General features: G+C 75.8%; 18 protein-coding genes. 4 read left to right on the forward strand and 14 right to left on the reverse strand.

What is annotated here, in order from left to right:
- The first annotated feature begins 33 nt into the window (after positions 1-33).
- On the forward strand, positions 34-330 hold the full coding sequence (locus ACF07S_RS06005; RefSeq protein ID WP_391962473.1) for an STAS domain-containing protein: 297 nt from the start codon (positions 34-36) through the stop codon (positions 328-330).
- Positions 327-1,283 carry an anti-sigma factor RsbA family regulatory protein gene (locus tag ACF07S_RS06010; protein ID WP_391973522.1) on the forward strand — a complete coding sequence of 319 codons (957 nt, stop codon included), beginning with the start codon at positions 327-329 and terminating at the stop codon, positions 1,281-1,283. The genes ACF07S_RS06005 and ACF07S_RS06010 overlap by 4 nt, the downstream gene beginning before the upstream one ends.
- Before the next feature lie 67 nt (positions 1,284-1,350).
- Here ACF07S_RS06010 and ACF07S_RS06015 read toward each other — a convergent pair whose 3' ends face one another.
- The 4 genes from ACF07S_RS06015 to ACF07S_RS06030 all read right to left on the reverse strand — a co-directional run bounded on the left by ACF07S_RS06015 (position 1,351) and on the right by ACF07S_RS06030 (position 6,992).
- Entirely contained in the window at positions 1,351-2,388 is a 1,038-nt protein-coding gene (locus tag ACF07S_RS06015) for a rod shape-determining protein (protein WP_391962037.1), read from the reverse strand.
- Positions 2,389-2,727: 339 nt separating this feature from the next.
- Entirely contained in the window at positions 2,728-4,089 is a 1,362-nt protein-coding gene (locus ACF07S_RS06020) for a carboxyl transferase domain-containing protein (RefSeq protein ID WP_391973523.1), read from the reverse strand.
- Entirely contained in the window at positions 4,082-5,536 is a 1,455-nt protein-coding gene (locus tag ACF07S_RS06025) for an acyl-CoA synthetase (RefSeq protein ID WP_391973524.1), read from the reverse strand. The genes ACF07S_RS06020 and ACF07S_RS06025 overlap by 8 nt, the downstream gene beginning before the upstream one ends.
- A 61-nt stretch (positions 5,537-5,597) precedes the next feature.
- Positions 5,598-6,992: an SLC13 family permease gene (locus ACF07S_RS06030; RefSeq protein WP_391973525.1), complete on the reverse strand. Its 1,395-nt coding sequence runs from the start codon at positions 6,990-6,992 to the stop codon at positions 5,598-5,600.
- Positions 6,993-7,284: 292 nt separating this feature from the next.
- On the opposite strand from ACF07S_RS06030, the gene ACF07S_RS06035 reads away from it, so the two are divergent.
- Positions 7,285-7,992 (forward strand): FadR/GntR family transcriptional regulator, encoded by a 708-nt coding sequence (locus ACF07S_RS06035; RefSeq protein ID WP_391973526.1) that lies wholly within the window; start codon positions 7,285-7,287, stop codon positions 7,990-7,992.
- Between the two features lie 33 nt (positions 7,993-8,025).
- Here the strand turns inward: ACF07S_RS06035 and ACF07S_RS06040 are convergent, their stop codons facing one another.
- Together ACF07S_RS06040 and ACF07S_RS06045 are read right to left on the reverse strand one after the other, a co-directional pair.
- A complete protein-coding gene (locus ACF07S_RS06040; RefSeq protein WP_391962032.1) occupies positions 8,026-9,102 on the reverse strand; it encodes a MerR family transcriptional regulator in 1,077 nt (358 codons plus the stop codon).
- Positions 9,103-9,495: 393 nt separating this feature from the next.
- On the reverse strand, positions 9,496-10,416 hold the full coding sequence (locus tag ACF07S_RS06045; RefSeq protein WP_391973527.1) for a LysM peptidoglycan-binding domain-containing protein: 921 nt from the start codon (positions 10,414-10,416) through the stop codon (positions 9,496-9,498).
- Between the two features lie 264 nt (positions 10,417-10,680).
- Here ACF07S_RS06045 and ACF07S_RS06050 point away from each other — a divergent pair, with 264 nt between their 5' ends.
- Positions 10,681-11,589: a RimK family alpha-L-glutamate ligase gene (locus ACF07S_RS06050; protein WP_391962030.1), complete on the forward strand. Its 909-nt coding sequence runs from the start codon at positions 10,681-10,683 to the stop codon at positions 11,587-11,589.
- Between the two features lie 157 nt (positions 11,590-11,746).
- Here ACF07S_RS06050 and ACF07S_RS06055 read toward each other — a convergent pair whose 3' ends face one another.
- Genes ACF07S_RS06055 through ACF07S_RS06090 form a run of 8 tightly spaced genes read right to left on the reverse strand, consistent with a single transcriptional unit; the run spans position 11,747 to position 22,090 of the window.
- On the reverse strand, positions 11,747-12,583 hold the full coding sequence (locus ACF07S_RS06055; RefSeq protein ID WP_391973528.1) for an FkbM family methyltransferase: 837 nt from the start codon (positions 12,581-12,583) through the stop codon (positions 11,747-11,749).
- Positions 12,580-12,819, reverse strand: a complete 240-nt coding sequence (locus tag ACF07S_RS06060) for a Trm112 family protein (protein ID WP_391962028.1) — start codon at positions 12,817-12,819, stop codon at positions 12,580-12,582. The genes ACF07S_RS06055 and ACF07S_RS06060 overlap by 4 nt, the downstream gene beginning before the upstream one ends.
- Entirely contained in the window at positions 12,816-13,748 is a 933-nt protein-coding gene (locus ACF07S_RS06065; RefSeq protein ID WP_391962027.1) for a hypothetical protein, read from the reverse strand. Before ACF07S_RS06065 ends, ACF07S_RS06060 begins: the two co-directional genes overlap by 4 nt.
- Positions 13,749-13,763: 15 nt before the next feature.
- Complete coding sequence (locus ACF07S_RS06070) at positions 13,764-14,501, reverse strand: class I SAM-dependent methyltransferase (RefSeq protein WP_391962026.1); 738 nt, start codon at positions 14,499-14,501, stop codon at positions 13,764-13,766.
- Positions 14,498-15,760, reverse strand: coding sequence for a condensation protein (locus ACF07S_RS06075; protein WP_391973529.1), 1,263 nt, complete (start codon positions 15,758-15,760; stop codon positions 14,498-14,500). Before ACF07S_RS06075 ends, ACF07S_RS06070 begins: the two co-directional genes overlap by 4 nt.
- Positions 15,757-20,058: an alpha-(1->3)-arabinofuranosyltransferase family protein gene (locus tag ACF07S_RS06080; RefSeq protein ID WP_391973530.1), complete on the reverse strand. Its 4,302-nt coding sequence runs from the start codon at positions 20,056-20,058 to the stop codon at positions 15,757-15,759. The genes ACF07S_RS06075 and ACF07S_RS06080 overlap by 4 nt, the downstream gene beginning before the upstream one ends.
- Complete coding sequence (locus ACF07S_RS06085; RefSeq protein ID WP_391973607.1) at positions 20,055-20,873, reverse strand: class I SAM-dependent methyltransferase; 819 nt, start codon at positions 20,871-20,873, stop codon at positions 20,055-20,057. Before ACF07S_RS06085 ends, ACF07S_RS06080 begins: the two co-directional genes overlap by 4 nt.
- Positions 20,874-20,908: 35 nt before the next feature.
- A complete protein-coding gene (locus ACF07S_RS06090; RefSeq protein WP_391962023.1) occupies positions 20,909-22,090 on the reverse strand; it encodes a glycosyltransferase family 4 protein in 1,182 nt (393 codons plus the stop codon).
- Between the last annotated feature and the right edge of the window lie 104 nt (positions 22,091-22,194).

Raw genomic sequence — 22,194 nt, forward strand, 5'->3', positions numbered from 1 at the left:
GACGGGTCGGGGAGCCCACGGCCGTCGTTGACGGTGTGCCCTTTGGAAGGACGCAGGGGTGTCCGCGCGGCCGGGGAGGTCGCCCTGGCCACCCACATGATCTGGGAACGCGCGCTGGAGCAGGCGGTGCGCGGAGGTGAGGCCGTGTACTACCTGGAGCTGTCCGAGGTGACGTTCGTGGACGTCGCCGGCGCCGGTGCGCTCGCGGCGGCCGCCGGACAGCTCGGTGACGGCCGCCGCTTCGTGGTGCACCAGCCGCCGCTCGCCCTGCGCCGGGTACTGGACACGTTCTGGCCCGACCTGCCGGCGATTGAGGTGACCACGTCATGAGCGTCGCGGCAGAGCCCCTGGAACAGGTCCGGGATCCCTTCGTCCACCCCGCCCTCTTCTACCGGGACGACCAGGAGTACCTCGACGGCACCGTGTCCTTCGTGCGCGAGGGGCTCGCGGCCGGTGAGCCCGTGGCGGTCGCCGTGCCCGGCGACCGGCTGCGGCTGCTCGGGGACGCGCTCGGCGACGACGCCGGGGCCGTCCGGCTCCTCGACATGCGGGAGGCCGGCCGCAACCCGGGCCGGATCATCCCCGGTGTGCTGCGGGCCTTCGCCGACACCTGCCCGGCGGGACGGCGGGCGCGGATCATCGGCGAGCCGATCTGGGCCGACCGGTCCACGACCGAGTACCCCGCCTGCGTCCAGCACGAGGCGCTGATCAACGCCGCCTTCCGGGGCCGCCCGGTGACCATCCTGTGCCCCTACGACGCCGTACGCCTGCCCGGGCACGTCCTCGCCGACGCGTACGCCACCCACCCCACCGTCATCCCCGCCGGCTCCCGCGTGGCGCGGGACAGCGAGGCGTACGCCCCCGACACGGTCGTCTCCCGCTACAACGAGCCGTTGCCGCTCGTTGCGGACGCCATGAGCTTCCCCTTCGTGGCCGAGTCGCTGAGCCTGGCCCGGCACGCCGCCGTCAACGAGGGGCGGCGGCTCGGCCTCACCGGCGTCACCCTGGAGGACCTGGCCCTCACCACCGCCGAGCTGACCACGAACAGCGTGCTGCACGGCGGGGGTTCGGGCGTGCTGCGGATCTGGGGCGAGGACGGGTACGTGCTGTGCGAGGTGCGCGACGGGGGCCGGTTCACCGATCCGCTCGCGGGACGCCGGCCCGCGAGCCGCGACCAGCGCGGCGGGCGGGGGCTGCTGATGGTCAACCTGATCGCCGACCTGGTGCGTGTGCACGCCGGGGACGAGGGCACGACGGTCAGGTGCTGGTTCACCCGCCGGTGACCGCCCACGGAACCCGGTCACCGAGCCCGTCCGCCGGTGGCCCGCCCGCCGGGGGTCCGGCGGGGGCTCAGGCGCCCAGGGGGTCCAGCACCATCGGCGCGATCCTGCCCTCCAGCATGGCGCCCAGCCCCTGCACGGCGCACACGTCCGGCCGTTCCGCGATGTGCACCGGCATGCCCGTCGCCTGACGCAGCATCTGGTCGAGGCCCGGCAGCAGGGCGCTCCCGCCGACCATCATGATCCCGCGGTCGGCGAGGTCGGCGACCAGATCGGGCGGGCACTCCCGCAGCACCTTGCCGATGCCGTCGAGGACGGTGGTGAGCGGTGTCTGGATGGCCCGCCGCACGGCCGCCGTGTCGACCCGCACGGAACGGGCCAGTCCGGTGGCGACGTCCCGGCCGTGGATCTCCGTCGAGTCCGGGCCCTGCGGGGTGAGCCCGTTACCGTGCAGGGCGAGCTGCAGGGGCCGGACGGACTGGCTGGGCAGCATCAGCTGGTGCTGGTGGCGCAGGTGCTGCACGATCGCGTTGTCCACGGCCTCACCGCCGACGGGGACGCGTTGCGCCGTCACGATCGAGCCGAGCGAGAGCACGGCCACCTGCGTGGCCGCCGCCCCGCACACCATGATCATGGTGGCCTCGGGCCGCTCCACCGGCAGACCGCAGCCGACGGCGGCGGCGATGAGCGTGTCGACCAGTTCCACCCGGCGGGCCCCGAGACCCACCAGGGTCTCGATCGCGGCGCGCTGGGCGAGCGGGTCGGCGTCGTGCGGGGTGCAGGCCGCGGCGCGCAGCCGGGGCCTGCGGCGCAGGGCGCGGCGGATCCGGTCGCCGAGCAGCTGCCGCAGCATGCGCTGCGCCATCTCGATGTCGACGACCGTGCCGCCGGTCACGGGCCGCACGACGCGGATGTAATCGGGCGTACGGCCCGTCATCCGCTCGGCGAACTCACCGACCGCGATCAGCGCGCCGTTGCGGGTGTTCACGGCGGCCACGGACGGCTGGTCGACGACGAGTCCGGCGCCCTTGACGTACACCCGGGTGCGGGCCGCCCCCAGGTCGACGGCGAAGTGGCAGCGGCGCAACTGCTCCAGACTTGCGGTCACGGCGGTTCCTCCCGAGTGCGCGCCCAGCGGCCCGCCGGGCGGCGGACCTCTCAGGCATCGTGTGCGCCGGGCGGGGGCGGGCGCCCGTCCTGGGGGGCCGGGTGGGGGGCCGCCGAACGGGGGGCCCGCGTCCCGGTCCGCCCGGCCGGGACAGGGCGTGAACGGTGTCCGGCGGGGGATCCAGGGGGCCGACGGCGAGGTCGCGGCCCGCCTCGCGCAGGCTGCGCCGGTCGCACCTCTCGGCCGGCCGCCGGACACGTCTCTCGGCCGGCCGGCCCACCGTGGTGCGCGGCTTCGGTGAACTCCCCCGTCGCGGAAGGCGCGTGCCGCGTCACCGGGTCAACCGTCCGGGTGCCCCTCCCGGCGGTCCGCCGGTCCGACGACCCCCCGGATCACCCCCAGCTGCACCAGGTCCTGCGGCCGGACACGGAGCTGGTCCGCCGTCGTCTCCACCTCCTCCGGAGGGCGCTTGAGGATGGCCGCCGCGAGTTCCGGGGCGATCACCGAGAAGTAACTGTCCGGAGTGGCCCAGGTGTTGCCGGGAGCCGCCAGGGCCAGCGCGCCGCCGGAGCCGCCCTCGCCGACGACCAGCGTGGTGAGCGGTGTCCGGGCGGCGGCCACGGCGCCGAACAGGTCGGCGATGGCGGCTCCCGCACCCTGCCGTTCGGCCTCCGCGTCGTTCGCCGCGCCCGGGGTGTCCACCAGGGTCAGTACCGGGATGCCCAGCCGGTCCGCGAGCCGGACCAGCCGGGCGGCGGTGCGGTAGCCGGCGGGACGGGTGGCCGCCCCGGTCTGCGCCGCGTAGGCGACCGTACGGCCCTCGTGCTCACCGAAGCCGCAGAGCATGCCGCCGGGATCGGTGCCGCCGCAGCGGTCGCCGCCCACGGTGACGCGGTGGGTGAAGTAGGCGTCCAGGTAGGCCGTGGCGCGCGGACGTCCGGGCGAGCGGGCGCGTCGCACGGCGTCCCAGCCGGTGGCCGGGAGGTCCGGCGCGCCCAGCGGGAGGGGCGGCGGGGCCGGTGCGGTGGAGGGGCGGGTCAGCAGGCGCAGCCAGCGGCCCAGGGTCTCCCGCAGCTCCTCCGGGCGGACCAGCGCGTCCGCCGAGCCCGCCGCCACCTGGGCGTGAGCGGTGTACGCCGCCGGGTCGGCGCCGGCCGGCCGGACCCGTGAGCCGGCGAAGCCGACCTGGGCGCCGGGCAGTGCCAGCACCACGTCGGCGCCCGCACCCAGGGTGGCCCAGCCGCCGCCGGTCGTCGGATCGCGCAGTACCGCGACCTGCGGCAGCCCGGCCTGCCGGGTGAGCGCCGACGCGCGGGCCACCCGCTGGAGCTGGGTGAGCGCGAGCATGCCCTCCTGCATCCGGCTGCCGCCGGTGGCGACCAACGGCACCACCGGCAGCCGGTGCGCGCGGGCATGGGCGTACGCCGCCTCCAGGCGGTCGCCGGTGCGTTCGCCGAGGGAGCCGCCGAGGAAGCCGAACTCGAACACGAGGAGGACGGCCCGGGTGCCCTCGACGTCGCCCGTGCCGCAGACCACGGACTCCCGCTCGCCGGTGCGCTCGGCGGCCCGGGCGCGGGCGGCGTCGTAGCCGGGCCAGCCGAGCGGGCCGTCCTCCGCCGACTCCCGGTCCGGGTGGGGCAGTTCGGTGAAGTCGTCGGTGACGAGGGCGACGGTCTCACGGGCGGAGAGGCGGTCAGTCATGGTGCAGCGCCCGCTTCATGATCTTGCCCATGTCGTTGCGGGGGAGGGCGTCGAGGTGGTGGACGACGCGCGGCCGCTTGTGCGGGGCGAGGCGCCCGGCGACGTGGTCGGCCAACTCGGCCGGGGCGGGCGGGGACTGCGGGTCCGCCGGTACCACCCACGCCACGATCCGCTCGCCCAGATCCGCGTCCGGCTCCCCGGTCACCGCGGCCTCCCGCACCCCCGGGTGCTCCAGCAGCGCGTTCTCGATCTCCCCCGCGCCGATCTTGTAACCCCCGCTCTTGATCAGGTCGGTGGCCTTGCGGCCGACGATCCGTACGTAGCCGTCCGGGTCGCGCACCGCCATGTCCCCGGTGCGGAACCAGCCGTCGGCGGTGAACGCGGCGGCCGTGGCGTCCGGCCGGTTGAGGTACTCGGTGAACAGGTTCGGCCCGCGCACCTGGATCTCGCCGACCGTCTCCCCGTCGTACGCCCCCACCGGGGACCCGTCCTCCTCCACCAGCCGCAGTTCCACGCCCGGCAGCGGCACGCCCACCGTGCCGGGGCGGGCCTCGCCGTCCGCGCGGACGCTGGTGTTCATCAGCGTCTCCGTCATGCCGTACCGCTCGATGACGCGGCGCCCGGTCGCCGCCGCGATCCGCTCGTGGTCGTGCACCGGCAGCGCGGCCGATCCCGACACCAGCAGCCGGGCCCCGGCCAGTGCCTCGGCCAGCTCCGGCGCGGTGGGCAGTGCCTCCGCGAGGCGGTGGTACATCGTCGGCACGCCGAACAGCATGGTCGCGCCGTCGTTCAGTTCGCGCGCCACGCCCTCGGTGGTGAACCTGCCCAGGTGGCGCACGGAGCCGCCGCGGCGCAGCGGGCCGAGGGTGCCGAGGACGAGGCCGTGCACATGGAACAGCGGGAGCCCGTGCACCAGCACGTCGTCGCCGGTCCACTGCCAGGCGTCGGCGAGCGCGTCCAGCGTCGTGGCGATCGCGCGGCGGGGGAGGACGGCGCCCTTGGGCGGGCCGGTGGTGCCGGAGGTGTAGACGATCAGCGCGGGGTCGCCCCCGTCCCGCGCGCGGTCGTCGGGGAGCGCCCCGGGCGCTCCGGCCGCCGGGTCCACGTCGACGCGCGGCAGGTCGTCCAGCGGGGCGGGGAGCTGCGTGCCGGGCGCGGTGAGCACCAGGGCGGGGGCGCTGTCGGACAGGATGTGGCCGAGTTCCTTCTCGCCGGACCGGGGGTTGAGCGGCACCACGGTCACCCCGGCGAGCAGCGCCGCGGTGACCGCGACCGCGGTCTCCATCGTCGGTGTGGCCCACATGGCGACCCGGCGCACCCGCGCCAGCTCCCCGGCCACCGCCCCGGCCGCCGCGGCGAGTTCCCCGTACGTCAGGGAGCGCTCGCCGAAGCGCAGGGCGGGCCGGCCGGCCGGGCCGTCGGTCAGGGCGGGGAAGAGAGAGGACACGCGTCGTACTCCTTGACTAGCTGTCGTTCGAAGGCTGCCAGGTGCTCGTTCCGTCCGGGACCTACCCCCACCCGGGCACGACCATCACCAGCCACACCACCGCCGGGACCGCCGTGACCACGATCCCGCCGTACGCCATCAACTGCCGGAAGAAACGCTCGCGGTCGACGTCCGGCGCGGCGGCCAGGACCAGCGCGCCGTTGGTGGAGAACGGGCTCACGTCCACCACCGTCGCCGACACCGCGAGCGCGGCCACCATGCCGACGGCCCCGATCTCGCCCTGGGCGAGGAACGGCACGGCCAGCGGGATCAGCGCGCCCATGATGCCGACGGAGGAGGCGAACGCCGACACGATCGCGCCGATGTAGCAGAGCAGCACCGCGGCGAGCAGCGGGACACCGATGCCGCCGACGCCCTCACCGGCCCAGGTGATCGTGCCCATCTCGTCCAGGACGCCGACGTAGGTGAGCACACCGCAGATCAGCAGGACCGTGGGCCAGGCGATCTCGGAGACCGCCTTGCGGCTGTCGTCCGGCCAGGCGGTGCTCAGCACGACGGCGAGGGTGATCGCGGTCAGTCCGGCGTCCAGGTCGAAGCCGAGGACGGCGACGACGAGGGCGACCAGCGAGACGAGGGTGGCGACGACGGGGACGGTGAGCGGGACGACCGCGGGGGCGTCGGGGCGAGTGGCCACGGCGGTGGGGGAGGGGACGGTACGGGTGCCGGTGCCGGTGCCGGTGCCGTTCCCCGGGCCCGCGGCGCCGGAGCCGCCGTCACCGCCCGTGCCGCCCGTGCCGCCCGTGTCCTTCGCCTCCGCCGCCTCCGTTCCGGTGTCGGTCACGGCCCCCCGGCTCCACAGCTTCAGCCCGCCGCAGACGACGAACACCACCCCGGCGATGACGAGGTTCGCCAGCAGCGAGGCGAGGAACAGGGTGATCCCGCTGCCGGGCAGCTTCTCGCGCTCGACGATGCCGTTGACGATCGAGCCGTAGATGCTGATCGGCGAGAACCCGCCGGCCTGGGCGCCGTGCACCACCATCGCACCCATCAGCAGCGGGCTGATCCGGTACCGGGCGGCGAAGCTCAGCGCGATCGGCGCGACGATCGCGACCGCGGCCGGGCTGACCGCGCCGATCGCGGTGAGCGCGCCGGTGAGGGCGAACATCACCCAGGGGATCAGCGCGACCCGCCCCCGCACGAGCCGGACGGCGGCGTGCACCAGCCAGTCGGTGGTGCCGTTGGCCCGGGCGATGGCGAAGAGATAGGTGACGCCGACCAGCACGACGAACAGATCGCCGGGGAAGCCGGCGAAGACGCCGTCCGCGTCGAGGCCGGCGACGAGCGTGCCGACCCCGAAGGCGGCGGCGAAGGCCAGCGCGCCCATGTTGACGGAGCGGGTGGTGGCGATGACGAACACCACCGCCAGGACGAGGATCGAGACGAGTTCGGGGGACATGCGGGCTCCCGTCGTTGGGTCCCTGCGGAGCGGAGGAGTCGGGTGGCGGGGAAAGGAAGGGGAAGAGGAGGGGAAGGGGAGGGGGGAGGTAGGGGGAGGTAGGGGGAGGAGAGGAGCCGGGTGGGTCGAGTGGCTGAGTGGCTGAGCCACTCGGCGCGCGCTCGTGGTGCACGCCTGGCTGGAAAGGGTGAGCCCCGCGGGAAGGGACGTCAAGGGGTCGCGCAGGAATTGGCTCAGCCACTCGGCCACCGGGAGGAGCCCGGTGCTAGTCTCGCGACGAGAGGGGGACCCCGTGACCGACGCCCTGCGCCCCGTGTCGAGACCGCGCCTGTACGAACAGGTGCTGGACCGGTTGCGCCAGTACGTCACCGAGGGCGGCCTGCGGGCCGGCGACCGCCTCCCGCCCGAACGGGACCTGGCCGCGCGGCTCGGGGTCAGCCGCGCCTCGGTGAAGCAGGCGATCGTGGTCCTGGAGGTCCAGGGCCTGGTCGAGGCACGGCACGGCGGCGGCACCTACCTCGTACGCGACAGCCTCGACGTCGAGCCCGTCGAGCGGATGGTGGAACGCCGCCGGCGCCTCCCCGACGTACTGGAGGCCCGGGAGGCGCTGGAGACCAAGCTCGCCGAACTGGCCGCCGAGCGGCGCACGGACGACGACCTGGCCGCGCTGCGGTCCGCGCTCGCGCACATGGCCGAGGAGATCGAGGCGGGCGGCCACGGCGTGGAGGGCGACCGCCTGTTCCACGCGGCGGTGACGACGGCCGCCCACAGCGGTCTGCTCGCGGAGTTCATGCGCTCCATCGCCGGGCAGATCGCCGAGAGCCGCACGGAGTCCCTCCGCCAGCCCGGCCGCCCCCACCGCTCCCTGGCCCAGCACCGGGCCATCCTCGACGCCGTCGCCGACGGCGACCCCCGCCGGGCGGCCACCGCGATGCGCCGCCACGTCCGCACGGTGGCCAAGGTCCGCCTGCTGGACTGGGACCCGGAGGCGGACCGCTGACCGCCTCCTGAGGGCCGGGTGTCCTCCCGGCGGTCAGGCCGCCCTGCGCACCACGTCCGCCACCACGCAGCTGATGTTGTCCGGGCCGCCGGCCCCGTTGGCCGCGGTGATCAGGGTGCCGACCGCCTCGTCCGGAGTCGGGGCGGTGGCGAGGAGGTGCCGGACGGTGTCGTCGTCGACCACCGCCGGCAGTCCGTCGGAGCAGAGCAGATAGCGGTCGCCGGGGTGGGCGTCGTGCAGGCGCAGGTCGGGGGAGGCGGCCGCCCCGGTGCCCGTGAGGGCCTTCAGGAGCAGCGTGCGCTGCGGATGGGACACCGCCTCCTCCGGGGTCAGCCGGCCCTCGTCGAGCATCGACTGGACCACGGTGTGGTCGTGGGTGATGCGGAACAGTTCACCGTCGCGGAGGAGGTACGCGCGGGAGTCCCCGATGTGGACCAGCGCCAGGCGCGATCCCGTCCACAGCGCGGCGGTCAGCGTGGTGCCCACCCCCTCCGTGCCGTCCGCCGCGTCCCGCACCGCCTGTGCCGCGCTCCGCACCGCGTCCTCCAGCAGGTTGAGGACCCCGCCCGCCGGGACCTCCTCCGTGTCCAGCAGCCGCAGCGCCTGCACCGCCGCGCCGCTCGCCGTCCCGCCCGCCGCACCGAAGCCGTCGGCGACGGCCAGCAGCCGTCCGCCCGCGTACGCCGTGTCCTGGTTGGACGGGCGGACCAGGCCCCGGTCGGAGTGGGCGCGGTAGCGCAGTTCCAGCGTGCCGTCGGTCATGGTGGTGTCCCTTCTCGATCCTTGCGTCAGGTGATCGACCAGGAACGCGGCGAGGTCCCGTCGTACGGCCGTCTCCGCCTCCACCCGCGCCCAGTGGGCGCGTACCTCCCCGGCGGCGGCCCCGGCGTCCAGCGAGCAGACGTGACGGATCTCGGCCAGCGGCATGCCCAGCCGCCGCAGCCACGCCACCAGCCGGGCCCGCTCCAGCTGCCCGGTCGCGTAGTAGCGGTAACCGGTGTCCGGGTCCACCCGGGCGGGCCGCAGCAGATCCAGCTCGTCGTACAGGCGCAGCGCCTTGGGGGACAGCCGGCACGCCTTCGCGAACGCGCCGATCGTCAGCATCTCCATCCCGGCCTCCATGACCCTGCGCGCACCTCGTCCGTCGGTGCTCCGCGTTCCGCCACCGATGCTGGGGCTTCACCGAAGGGGAAGGTCAAGCGGGGGCCGTCAGCCGTGCGGAGGGGAGGACGCGGAAGGTGGCGCCCGCGCCCGGGGCGGTGCGGAGTCCGTCCCGGCCGTGGTGGGCCGTCGCCGGGGACCCGGCGACCGCGAGGCCCCGGCCCGCGCCCCCGTCGCCGACACGGCCCCGCCCCGCCTCCGACGCAGGCTCCTCGCCGGATCTCCTGGACGTCTTCAACTGACGGCGGGAAGTGGTGCGACCGGAACCGCTTCCCGGATCCGTGGTCGAGACGGCGTGCCCCGCCCTGGGCGCGGCGGGGCGGGCGCGATCACCCGGTCCGGTCAGGACTCCAGGGCCGGGAGCCCGAGCGCCCGCCTGATCTGCTCTCCGAGTCCGGTCGCCAGCTGCTGGTCGACGGCCAGGGCGGCCTGTGCGCAGTAGAGCGCTGGAAGCTCGATCCTCGCCATCAGGCCGGGCGTGTCCGGAAGGAGCCTGGCCCATTCCGTCATCACTTCCGTGAAGGCGAAGGTCTGGTCGGCGATCCCGTCGGGCGTCTCGACCACGAACCGGATCGTCGGTCCCGTGGCCGTGACGGATCCCCCCAGGACGTCGACGACCCGGAGGACACTCGCCGGCAGCACGCCGGCCGTTTTCAGACCGGCGGTGAGGACCGCCTCGCCGACGGCGTCGAGGATCGCCTGGCCGCAGACATCGACGGCTTCCCCGAATCGGACCCTCGGCAGCTCCGGTGTGAGGTCGGGCGTCGTGGCCGGCGCACACGTGGCCCCGGGAACGGTGAGGACCCGGCCGGGGAAGATCCAGTGTCCACGGTTGCTCGTTCCGGACACCGGCGGTCCGGGGTGCTCGCGCGCAGCCGCCTCGATCGACGCCCGGCCGGCGGCGTAGATCCCGGGGTGCCCGGCCGCGTCACCCAGGTACCTGAGAGCGATCGCCGACAGCGTGTCACCGCGCACGATCGTGTGGGTACACGTCGGCCCGGCGGGGGGCGTCGGCCCGTCCGGGGGCGTGGCGCGGGTGCCGGACGGCGTGGGGGCGGGCGACCCGGTGGTGTGGGTGCCGGGCGGTGCAGGCGCCGGCCGGGCGACGGCCGCACCGCCCGACGAGAGGACGACGGAGCCCGCGACCAGGCTGCTGACGGCCGCCAGGGCTATTCGGCGGACGGGGCGTGTTCGAGGACGTGTCGGTTTCTGCAGCGGCTTCTCGTGCACGGTCGGCCTCCCGGGGGTGACACGGAACGTCATCGATGGGTGACGCTATGTGCCCCGACCGGGGGGAGGCCTTCTGTGTTAGCCCGGACGAATTAACGTCGGTGGACCCCGCATCACCGTGACCGGGGCCTCCGGGCCGGTCCGTGCGCATGCGGGCGTCCCATGGGGAACACGGGCAGGGGACGCGGGAAAACCGCAGGTCACGGCAGGGGGAAGGCGCGGAATCCATACGGAACGCCCGGAAACGAGCTGTTAGCCTGCCGGTCGACCGGCTGTTCGCATGAGGAGGGATCCGCCGTGCCCCGTATCGCGCTCGTGACCTGCCGGCCCGGCCCCGAGGTGGCCGAGGACCGGGACCTGCCGGGGCTCGTGCGCGCGCTGCGGGAGGCCGGTGCCGAGGCCTCCGCCGAGGTGTGGGACGACGGCGACGTGGACTGGGGCGGTTTCGACCTCGCCGTGATCCGCTCGACCTGGGACTACAGCTGGCGGGCGGCGGAGTTCACCGCGTGGGCCGAGCGCTGCGGCACGCTCACCCGGCTGGCCAACCCGGCGGACGTGGTGCGCTGGAACACCGACAAGCGGTACCTGGGGGAGCTCGCCGCGGCCGGGGTGCCGGTGGTGGACACCCGCTACCTGGCACCCGGGGACGCCGTCGACCTCCCGGACGCCCACGAGTACGTCGTCAAGCCGGCCTCCGGCGCCGGCGCCCGGTTCGCCGCCCGCTACACGCCCGGGGAGCACGACACGGCCGTACGGCACGTGCGGCGGATGCACGAGGAGGGGTTCACCGCGATGGTGCAGCCCTACGTGCGCAGCATCGACACCGCCGGTGAGCGGGCGCTGCAGTTCTTCGGCGGAAGCCTGCTGCACGCCGGCCGCAAGGGGGCGGTGCTCGCCCCGGGTACGCCCTACGACCGGCGCAAGGTGGCCCACCCCGGGCTGACCGCCTGGACCCCGACCCCCGCCGAACTCGACGTCGCCGGGCGGGCCCTGGCCGCCGTGCCCCTGTCCGGGGCGCCGGAACTGCTGTACGCGCGCGTCGACCTCGTGGACGGCGAGGACGGCCGCCCCCGGGTGATGGAGCTGGAGCTGGTCGAACCGAACCTGTTCCTGTGGCTGCACCCCGGGTCGGTGCCGCGCGTCGTGGAGCACGTGCTCGACGCCGCGGGCCGCCGGCCGCCGTACGCCGCAACAGCCCCCGGGTGAACTCCGCGACCGCGTCACGGAGTGCGCCCCGCCCGTCCGGAGCGGTGCACGCGAGGCCCCGGCGGGTGGGCGCCGAGCACCGGGCGGTACCGGGCCGGGGTCGTGATCGGCCGTGCGGCGCAGCGGCAGGAGCCGGACGTCGAGCGGGGTGAACGGGCTAGCGGGGCGTCGTCCGGTGGGCACGGGACCCGTCGTCGCTCACCGGGCCCGCCCCGGGACGGCGGCCGTCCGGGAGGAACAGCACCGAGTTGACGTAGCGCGGGCCCCGGAGCGGACCGCAGGGCAGCACGCGGCGGAGCAGGCCGTGGGAGGCGACGTACGCGGTGCGCGCCTGGTGCGCCTCCAGGGGGAAGCGGGACAGCGGGACCCAGGTGCCGGCGGGCAGCACCCAGCCGCCGTAGCCGAGGCGGGACAGATACGTCACCACCGGCGCGATCGGCTGGATGCGCGACTCCAGCTCCACGAACAGCGCCGGGCGGTCGCGGGCCAGGACACCGGCCGCCCCGCGCAGCACCGCCGGCTCGTTGCCGTCCACGTCGATCTTGATGAAGCCGACGTCGCGCAGGCCGAGTCCGTCCAGTGCGACGCAGGTGACGTCGAGGGCGTGGCCGTGGATGTCCCGGCGGACCAGCGAGGACACCCCCCGGTCGCCGCCGTCGCCCGGGGGCAGCCACAGGCGGGCGGTGCCGGGACGGTCCGAGGCGGCCGCGCGGATCACCCGGACGTTCGGCGGGGCGGCCGCGGTGAGCAGCCGGGCCAGCCGGGGGACCGGTTCCAGGGTCACCACCCGCCGGGCGCGCCGGGCCAGCCGGTGGGTCCAGGGGCCGTACCAGCCGCCGACGTCCACCGCCGTGCCGCAGCCCGCCGGGCACAGCTCCGCCAGCCGGGCCAGTTCGGGTTCGAAGCGGGGGTAGACCGCCCTGGCCGTCGCGGCCACCAGACGGGTGGGCAGGAAGGACGCCACCCGGGCGGCCGGGGTGCGGCGCGCCGTCATGGCGTGGTCCCGGGGGTCTCGGACGTACGCGTCAGCAGCTGTTCGTGCTCGGCCTGCGACACCTGCTCCCCGGAGGCCGGCAGCAGTTGCGGGATGCCGTCGACGATCGGGTAGCGCAGGCGCAGGCGCGGGTTGTACAGCGCCTCGTCCTCCTCGCCGTCGGCCGCGAGCAGACGCAGCGGCCCCTTGTCGAGCGGGCAGGCCAGGATCCTCAGCAGCGGGTCGTCGGGTGTCACGGGCGCGTCAGCTCCTTCTCGGCGGTGTCCGTGGGCGGTCGCGGTGCGGCGTCGTGCTTCGGCATGGCCAGCAGCACGGCGACCGCGAGCACCGTGCCCGCCACCCGCAGGGCCAGCCGCAGCGGCTCGTCCGGCAGTTCCTCGCCGAACACCGGCGTGCCGAGCACCGCCGTGAACAGGCAGGTCACGGTCGTGCACACCGGCACGACCAGCGAGGCCCGGCAGCGCTGGAGCGCCGCCTGCGACATCACCAGGCCGAACACGCCGGTGAACAGCAGCAGATAGGGGTACGGCGAGCCCAGCAGACCGAGCACCGCGTCGCCGGGGCCGTCGCCCGTCAGCCGGCCCGACACCCCCTTGACGGCGAGTGAGCTGACGCCGTAGAGCAGGCCGACGGCCACCCCGTACGCGACACCCGTCGTGGGCGGCCGGTGCCGGCGGCGGGCGGTGCGCTCGGCGGAACCGTAGAGCCACACCCCGGCCGCCAGCGACGGCACGCACACCAGCAGGATCAGCGGGTACGGCGCCTCCCGGCCCACGGTGTCGGCGCCCGCGCCGCCCTCCCGCAGCGACAGCACCACCATCAGCAGGGCGAGCAGGACGGCGCCCAGCGCGCGGCGCTCCCGGCCGCTGGTCTCCTCGCCCAGCAGCCGGGACGACAACAGCACCAGCAGCACCAGACCGGAGACGAAGATGCCCTGCGCGGCGGCGATCGGCAGCGTGCGGTACACCACGAGCTGGGCGGCGAAACCGGCCGCGAGCGCCAGCGAGCCGCCGATCCACAGCGGACTGCCCAGCACCAGCCGCAGCAGCCGCGCCGGCCGGCGGACCGTCACCTCGGGCAGGGCGGCGAGCGCCCGCTTCTCCAGCACGAACCCGCAGCTGTACAGGACGTTCGCCAACAGGGCCGCGGCCACTCCCCACCACATGGTCCCCGGGCCCCCTCACGTCCGCCGTGCGTGCAGCAGCAGGATCGAGGCGAGCGACGGCCTGGCGCAGGCCAGCCGGTCCAGCGGGCGCAGCGGACGCGGTACGCCGTGGAAGGGGGCCCCTTCGAGGCGTACGACGGTGAAACCGGACGCGGTGACGAACTCCCGCAGTGCGCGGGCCGTGTACAGCCGCAGGTGCCCCACCACCTCCGTGCCCGGCCGCCCGTGGACACCGCGCAGGCTCACCTCGGAGAACACCGGCTGCACCCCGGCGAGCAGCAGCGCGCGGTTGTACCAGGCGGCCAGGTTCGGGGTGGACAGCATCAGATGGCCCCCGGGGCGCAGCACCCGGCGGAGCTCGTCGAGCGCCGCGTCCGGGTCGACGAGGTGCTCGAGCACCTCGCTGAACAGCACCGCGTCCGCCGATCCGGCGGCGAACGGCAGCCCGTCGCCGGTGAGTTCACCGCGCACCGCGTACGGCAGCCGGGTGCGGGCGCGGGTCAGGGCGTCCTGGGACCAGTCGACGCCGACGACGCGGTGGCCGCGCAGGAAGGGCGCGGCGGTGGCGGCGGCCGTCCCGTCGCCGCAGCCGACGTCGAGGACGGTGCGCGGCCCGGTCCTGCCGGCCGGTCCCAGCGCGCGGGCCAGCGTGCGGGCCTGGCGGCGGCTGCGGGAGGGGCCCGAGGCCACCGGGACGTCGGGGTTCTCGTAGAAGTCGCGCAGCTCGCGGGGCGGGGGTGCGGTGGTCGTCACTCGGTCGCCTCCGTGGTGTGCAGATAGTGCGCGAACAGCTCGCGCAGGCGGGCGCCGTCGCCGTGGCCGAGCAGGGAGCGGGACCAGCGCAGGGCCAGATGGAGCCGGCCCGCGGTGGAGGCGGTGGTGACGGTGAGGCCCCGGGGCATCCGGGCGGGCGCCGAGAACCACACCGCCCCGGCCCGGCCCGCCTCCTCGCCGAAGTCCAGCGGGTACGGGATCCGGCCGATGTTGCTGAGCAGCGTGGTCGACGTCCACGGCGCCGCCGCCCTGCGCAGCGCCCGGGTGAACGCGGCACGGCAGCCGACCGGGGCCCAGGGCGCGGTGAGCAGGGCGGCGCCACGGCCGAGCTGCGGGCGCGGCAGGGACTTCAGGGCGCGGGTGCGCGACGCCGTGCGGCGCAGCAGCGGCGTCATCCCGGCGGGGTCCAGCTCCCGCGGCGCGAAGGGCACCTCGACCAGCCGGGTGCCGTTGCCGATGGGCATCGTGGCGTCCCGGGGGCGGTCGTCGACGGGCATGGTGATGCGCAGGGGCCGGCGGGGCGCGCCGTGTTCCCGGTTCCAGTGGGCGATGGTCAGCGCGGTGGCGACCATCAGCTGGTCGTTGACCGTGTACGCGGCGCCCCGGGGACGGCGCGGCAGCGGGAGTTCGGTGACGAGGAGGCCGTTGCCGGGCGAGGGTCCGGGCGTGCCGGGGGCCACCCGGGCCGGCGGGGACCAGGGGGAGGGGGCGTCCGGCGGGTCCTGCGGCGTCCCGGGCGGACGTACGGGCGGGGCGGTGGGGGAGTTGTCCCGGCCGCCGTAGAGCTCGGCCGCGGTGGCCAGCACGCGGAGGCAGGCGGGGCCGTCCAGGGCGGTGTGGTTGACGGTGAGCAGCAGGACGGTCCCCCGCCCGGCCGCCGCCACCACCTCCAGCCGGACCGGCGGGGACGCGGTGAGCGGGGGCGCCTGGGCCAGCGCCCGGGTGCGGGCGTCCTCCAGGGCGTCCTGTCCCGGGGCCGGGAAGCTCACCACCTCCACGTCCGGCTCCCCGGTCAGCTCCCACTCGTAGCGGCGCCGGTACCAGGGGCCCGGGGCCTCGCGCACCAGGACGCGCGGATGCCGCCGCAGGGCCTGCGTGAACGCCCTGCGCATCCGCGCCGGGTCCAGTCCCCCGGGCAGGTGCACCTCGATGTGCACCGTCTCCGGTTCCTCGTCCTGCAGACAGTGCCGGGCGACCTCGTCGACGAGGGGGAAGGGGATCCGCGGGGGCGCGCTCATACGCCGCCCCCGTCCCGCACCGGGCCCCGCGGCCGCGGCACACCCGGCGCGGGGGCGGGTGGCGGGGCCGGGGCGCGTGGTCCGGTGGGCGGTGGTGGTACGGGCGCCGGGGGCGGGACCGTCGTGGCGTCCGGGCCGTCCGGGCCGTCCGGGCCGTCCGGATGGGTGCCCGGCGCGGGCTCCCGGCCCCGGGACCCGCCGAGGGTCACCAGTGCCGCGAACAGACCGAGCAGGGCCAGCGGCTGGGCCACGTGGCCGAAGGCTCCCGAGCCCGAGCCCACCGGTTCGCCCGCCCCGGCCGCCGCCACGAGACCCGCCGCCGCGAGCGCGGTGAACGCGATCGGAACCAGCAGGGCGGCCCGGCGCCGCGCGAGCACCGCCAGCGCGGGAACCAGCAGCGCCCACCAGCCCGCGACGACCACGCCGACCAGCGTCGGCGCCACCGCGCCGAGCCACGTCCCGGGCCCCGGCGCGACCGGCTGCGGCGCGTCGGGGCCGGCGGCCCGACGGCGCCACAGCACCAGCCCGACCAGCACCGCGATCCCCGCGCCGCTGCCGGCCAGCCCGGCCTCGTACGTCGTCGCCGGCCCGTAGGACAGCTTCACCGTGCCGCCCGCGCCCGCCGGGACCAGCCAGCCCTGCTGCCAGCCGTCCAGCCGCAGCGGTGTCAGCTCCTCGCCGTCCAGGGTGGCCGTCCAGCCCTCGTTGTGGTTCTCGTACGTGGTCAGGTACGAGGCCGCCCCCGGGCCGACGCCCACCTCGCGGCGGTCGCCCAGCCAGTCCCGTACCCGCAGCTCACGGCCCGAGGCGGCGGTCTCCGGCACGGTCCCGCGGGTCAGGGTCACGTCGGTCACCGCCAGCGGGCCCGCGTCACCGGCCTCAACCCGGTGCGCCCCCGCCGGCAGCCGCAACTCCCGCTCCACCCGTCCTCCCTGACACGGTGTCACCTCGACCCGGCGCCGTTCCACCAGGTCCCGTACCGTCCCGCGCACGCTCGTCTCGTACAGTTCGCCGTCCACCGCCAGCAGCGGGCCCCTGCCGCACTCCAGCGCGACCTCCCGGGTGCCGGACGGCTGCGGGGTCCGGTACCGGTCGAGGGCGGGGACGTACGCCTCGGTCAGGCCGACCGGCAGTTGCAGGTCCTCGTCGACCACCGGGTTGTGCAGGGTGAGCGGGGCCGTCCCGGTGACCGTGATGTCGAGGCGGTCGGTGGTGATCGGCGGGAAGCGGACCATGCCGTTCTCGTCGACGCCGGCGATCGCCGCGCCGTCCGGGGAGCTGATGTGCACCTCGGCGGCCCGCGCGGAGAGCCCGCCGGCCGGTGCCAGCACCACTTCCCCGACCGGCTGCTTCCCGGTCCAGCTCAGGCGGACGGTCGGCCGGTCGCCCGCGATCCACGCCGTGGTCAGGTCGCCGTCGGTGAGATTGCGCGCGGACAGTCCCGCCCCCAGGTGTGCCGTGGAGTCGGCGGTGGCGACGATCCGGTTCCGCTGCCCGGGCGCCACCTCGTACAGCAGCCGGTCCAGGGCCTCGCCCGGCACCGCCACCGCGCTCGCCCGCACCCGGTACGTCCCCGCCGTCCCCGTGTCGAACCGCCGGTGCAGCCCCGCCTCGGTGCCCGTGGCGGACAGCCCGGTGGGGTCGGCGGCCCGGTGCAGGGAGACGACCCGGGCGCCGGCGGTGGAGTCCGCCGCGTCGGTGGGCAGCCGCAGCAGCCTCGTCACCCGCACGCCGGGCAGGTCGATCTCGGAGAAACCGGCGCCGGTGAGCCCCGGGCGCTCGGCCGTCGAGTCGACGATCGTCAGCTTCATCCAGTCCGTCGGACCCGCGGGCGCCTCGATCCGCTGCTTGCCGCCGCCCGCCCGGAGGAGGGCGGTGTGCGAGCCGTTCTCCGTCTCCACCCGCACCCGGGTCGCCGCCGCCCGCACCCCGTCCCGGGGGAGCGGGGTGAGACCGAGGGAGTCCGGCATGTCGTAGCGGCCGGAGAAGGCGATGCGCAGCCACTGTCCGTCCGGGGAGTCCGCGGAACCCTCCGCCCACGCCGTCCCCGGGTCGCCGTCGAAGGCGTTCACCGGGTCGAACCGCGGCAGGTGGAACAGCCAGTTGCCGTAGGAGGACGCCGTCACCGAGCGGGCGCCGCGCAGTTCGGCCACCGTCTGGTGCTCCTGCCCCCGTACCGGCAGGATCTGCCGCGGCGGCTCACCCGCGTCCTGCGCGGCGTCCGGCGCGTTGCGCTCGCCGCGCGTGTACGTGTACGACGTGTTCGCGTTGACCAGTCCGAACCGGGTGTCCGCGCGCCGCAGCCCGTCGCCGGTCACCTGCACCGGCGCGGTGCCGAGCCCGGGACGGCGGTCACCGGTCAGCACGGCCGGCCGGCCGCGCAGGTCGCCCGCCACAGGCAGCAGCGCCTCGGGCCCGCCCGACACCACGGCCGTGTCGGCGACCGGCGCCAGCCCGGCCTGCCCCGGACGCGGCACGTCCGCGCCCGCCGGGCGGTAGATCTCCACCGCCCGCTGCCGCGGATACAGGCCCTCGACCTGGAGCGGGGTGCCGTGCGCGATCACCCCGCCGGTCGTCACCGGGCCGAGTCCGGTCACCCGCTCGTACCCGGACTGCTCCAGGGCGCGCTTGACCGTCGTCGTCGGCACGTGCCCGATCCGATCGGGGTCGAGATCGTTGCGGACGACGACGTGGAAGACCCCCGCGCGGCTCAGGTAGTCGGCGAGGCCCGGTACTTCGCCGCCGGTCAGCAGGGCCTGCTCGACCGCGTCCATGGCGCGCCGGTTGCCGGGGGTGCCGAAGGGCACGTAGTCGCGCTGCGCCCAGCGGGAGTCGGCGACCGCGTCCAGCGGCTGGTCGATGGTCGATCCCCAGGTGTGGACGCCGTGCGCGGTCGCCGGGACCACCAGGGCGCGCGAGTCCGGGGAGTGCTTCTCCAGCCAGTCGGCCGTGGCCCGCCAGTACGCGGGGATCTCCCGGAACGAACCCGGTGCCAGGATCGAGCCGTTGAGGTACGGCCACATCAGTCCGGGCAGGATCACGGCGGCGGCGAGCAGCGGCGCGAACCGCCGGCCGCGCACCCGGTGCGCCCCGCGCGGCCCCGCCGCCGTGCCCGTCAGATGCGCGAGTCCCAGCACCAGTGCCAGCGCGAGACCCGTCTGGAACTTGTAGACGTTGCGGAACGGCGACAGCCACCCGTCCAGCCAGCCCCGCACCACCGGGTGGAACGGCGCCCCGAACGCGCCGCCGTACCCGGCGAGCAGCACCAGCGCCGCCACCAGCACGGTCAGCACCAGCCAGCGCCGCTCCGGCATGTCCCGGCGGGCCAGCCCCGCGAGCCCCGTTCCGGCCGCGAGCGCCGAGCAGACGATCACCACCGCCGAGGACGCCACGGCCCAGCCGGCCGGCAGCCACGCCTCACCGAAGTGCAGGTACGCCACCCAGTTCCCGGCGCCGCGCAGCGCCTCCGTCGCCGCCATGGTGTCGGTCGTGGTCCGCGCGGTCTCGATGTAGGGGAGGAAGTTCTCGCCGTGGAAGCCGAGCAGCAGCAGCGGGATCCACCACCACGCCGTCGCCACGATCACCGCCGGCGCCCACCAGGCGATCAGCTTGCGCCGCCGGGGGCCGGGCGGCCGGGACAGCAGGTACAGGCCGACGGGAAGCAGGGACGCCAGGGTCGAGGCCGCGTTGACCCCGCCCATGAACGGCACGAGCAGCGCCGAACGCAGCGCCGCGATCCGGGCCGCGTACCGCTCGTCCGTCAGCGGCAGCAGCACCCACGGCAGGAACGCGCCCGGCAGCGCGGCGGCCGACGTCGAACCGACGACGGTGGTGAACACCGGCCACAGCGCGTACGCCGCCGCCGCGAGCAGCCGGGACGCCCCGCCGCCCACGCGCAGCCGCTCCGCCAGCCGCAGCGCGCCCCAGAACGCGACCGACACGATCAGCGACAGCCACAGCCGCTCCGCCAGCCACACCGGAAGGCGCACCAGGTCGCACAGCCGGTAGTACGGCAGCATCGGCCAGAGATAGCCGGCGTACTGGTCGGAGATCCCGCCGAACGAGCCCCGGTCCTGCCACAGCCGGCCCAGGTCGGCGAGGAACCGCCCCGGGTCGACGGTGACGCCGAGCTTGGTGTCGAAGGTCTGCCGGCCCGGCCGCACCGCCAGGAACAGGACGAACACCACGGCCCAGAAGCCGAGCAGCCAGCGGCGCGACCGCGGGCCCTCCGGGGGGCCCGCGGTGGTCGCGCGCGGGGGGACGGCTGCCGGAGGGGGAGCCTGGACCGTGGTCGTCATTCGGGACACCGCCGGAGGATGAGGAGGAGGTTCCAGGTGGCGAACTCGCGCAGGCCGGGCACCTTGACCACGGCCCGGGTGAGGAACGGCCAGTAGCGGGAGCGCGCCGCGACGATCCGCACGTCGTCACGGGACCGCACCTGACGCAGGGTGGTGCCGATGTGCACGCGGAAGAGGTTCTCGCCGAGCGTGTGCTTGGCGGGCCTGCCGGTACGGCGCCGGTAGCGGGCGCGGGCCCGCTCGGCGCCCAGGTAGTGCCAGGGCGCCCACTCGTGACCGCCCCACGGCGAGAGCCAGTTGGTGAACGACACGTAGATCAGCCCGCCCGGACGGGTCACCCGCGCCAGCTCGCTGAGGAAGGTCCCCGGGTCCGCCACGTGCTCCAGCACGTTGGAGGTGAACGTGACGTCGGCGGCCCCGTCGGCCAGCGGCAGCAGATAACCGTCGGCGATCACGGTCCCGCGGGGCGGCTTCCCGGCCAGCTCCCGCGCGTCCGGCTCGAACAGGTAGGCGTGTGCGCCGCGCCGGCGGAACTCCTCGGTGAAGTACCCGCCGCCGCCCCCGACGTCCACCACGACCCGCCCGGCCACGGGACCGCCGTACGCCTCGACCTGGTCGGCGGCGTCCCGCGCGAGCAGCGGGTAACAGACGTCGGGTTCCTCCTGCTCCCGCAGGAAGGCCCGGAAGAGGGCGAGGGAGCGCCGGAACGACGGATCCCGCACCCGGTCGCGCGGCGCGGCGCCCCCGCCCCCTCGCGGGGCCGCGCCCGTGTGCGGCTCCGCCGCGGGGCGCGACCGGGCCCGCCCCGCCCGCAGCCGCGCGACGAGCCCGCCGCCACGGCGCGGGCGCGTCATCGCACCGCCTCGAGGGCCACTGCCCGGAACTGCCGCACCGTGTGCTCCCAGCGGTAGCGCGCCGCATGGTCCCGGGCGGCCGCGCCCATCGACTCCCGCCGGTGCGGCGACAGCGCGAGCGCGCACCACGCCGCCGCGAACGACGACTCCCCGCGCGCGAGCACACCGGTGACGCCGTCCCGTACGGAGTCCCGCAGCCCGGGCACGTCGAAGGCGACGGCCGGGGTGCGGCGCGCGGCGGCCTCGGTGACCACCAGGCCCCAGCCCTCCATGGCGGAGGGGTGCAGCAACAGCCAGGCCGCGCACAGCAGCCGGTGCTTCTCCGCCTCGGGGACGTGGCCGGTGAACTCGACTCCCGGGCCCGCCAGACGCTCCAGTCGTCGCCGTTCCGGTCCGTCGCCGACGACGACCAGCCGGCCGCCGGTGACCGGCCGCACCCGTTCCCACAGCCGCAGCAGCAGGTCGATCCGCTTGTACTCGACGAGCCGGCCCACCGCCACGAACAGCGGCCGCGGGGACCGCTCGGCGCTCGGCTCCGGCTCCGCCACGCCGTTGTGCACGACCCGGATCCGCTCCCGCGGTACGCCGATACCCCGCAGGGCGTGTGCCGTCGACGAGGACACGGCGACCAGCAGTCCGCGCCGGTGCGCACCGGTGAGCGCCCAGTGCTCCAGCTTCCGCCCGATCCGCGCGGCCGGGGCCAGCGGACCGCCGAACCGCATCCGCCACAGATCGGTGTGCACGTGGTTGACCAGGCACAGCGTGGGTCCGCTGTGCCACAGCGGCGCCAGATAGGGCACGCCGTTGCACACCTCGACCAGCAGGTCGCAGTCGCCGACCCGACGGGCGAAGGCGGAACGGGCGCGCAGGTAGTGGCCGTACGTGCCGCCCGCCGACACCACCCGGTAGGCGCGGAAGGCCGCGGGGCCCCCGCACAGCAGGGTGACCTGGTGGCCCAGACGGGTCAGGCCGTCGGCGAGCCGGTCGACCAGCAGCTCGGAGCCGCCGGCCGACGGATTGCCCAGGTCGCGGTGGGCGAGGAAGACGATCCGGCGGGGATGCGGGGGGAGCGCCGGGGTGTGCCGCGGTGTGCTCGGGAGCGCGGTGTGAGGGGGGTGCGGGTGCCCCCGCTCGGACGGGGCCGGGCGCGGGGCAGGGGATGGCACGTGCTGGGGCATCGTCGCTCCAACTCGTCTCGGGTGCGGAACGCGGTGTGGGGACGGCCGGCCGGGGGTGGGGAGCCGGCTGTGGTGGCTCCGGGGGTTCCTGAGGGGGGTGTGGA

It is taken from the genome of Streptomyces sp. NPDC016640 (assembly GCF_043076215.1).
Taxonomy (GTDB): Bacteria; Actinomycetota; Actinomycetes; order Streptomycetales; family Streptomycetaceae; genus Streptomyces.

Bases quoted from the DNA above. Each gene is read 5' to 3' on its own strand.
- ACF07S_RS06010 (WP_391973522.1), top strand. From the start codon at position 327: ATGAGCGTCGCGGCAGAGCCCCTGGAACAGGTCCGGGATCCCTTCGTC.
- ACF07S_RS06020 (WP_391973523.1), bottom strand. From the start codon at position 4,089: ATGACTGACCGCCTCTCCGCCCGTGAGACCGTCGCCCTCGTCACCGAC.
- ACF07S_RS06030 (WP_391973525.1), bottom strand. From the start codon at position 6,992: ATGTCCCCCGAACTCGTCTCGATCCTCGTCCTGGCGGTGGTGTTCGTC.
- ACF07S_RS06040 (WP_391962032.1), bottom strand. From the start codon at position 9,102: ATGGAGATGCTGACGATCGGCGCGTTCGCGAAGGCGTGCCGGCTGTCC.
- ACF07S_RS06045 (WP_391973527.1), bottom strand. From the start codon at position 10,416: ATGACGTTCCGTGTCACCCCCGGGAGGCCGACCGTGCACGAGAAGCCG.
- ACF07S_RS06055 (WP_391973528.1), bottom strand. From the start codon at position 12,583: ATGACGGCGCGCCGCACCCCGGCCGCCCGGGTGGCGTCCTTCCTGCCC.
- ACF07S_RS06065 (WP_391962027.1), bottom strand. From the start codon at position 13,748: ATGTGGTGGGGAGTGGCCGCGGCCCTGTTGGCGAACGTCCTGTACAGC.
- ACF07S_RS06075 (WP_391973529.1), bottom strand. From the start codon at position 15,760: ATGAGCGCGCCCCCGCGGATCCCCTTCCCCCTCGTCGACGAGGTCGCC.
- ACF07S_RS06080 (WP_391973530.1), bottom strand. From the start codon at position 20,058: ATGACGACCACGGTCCAGGCTCCCCCTCCGGCAGCCGTCCCCCCGCGC.
- ACF07S_RS06090 (WP_391962023.1), bottom strand. From the start codon at position 22,090: ATGCCCCAGCACGTGCCATCCCCTGCCCCGCGCCCGGCCCCGTCCGAG.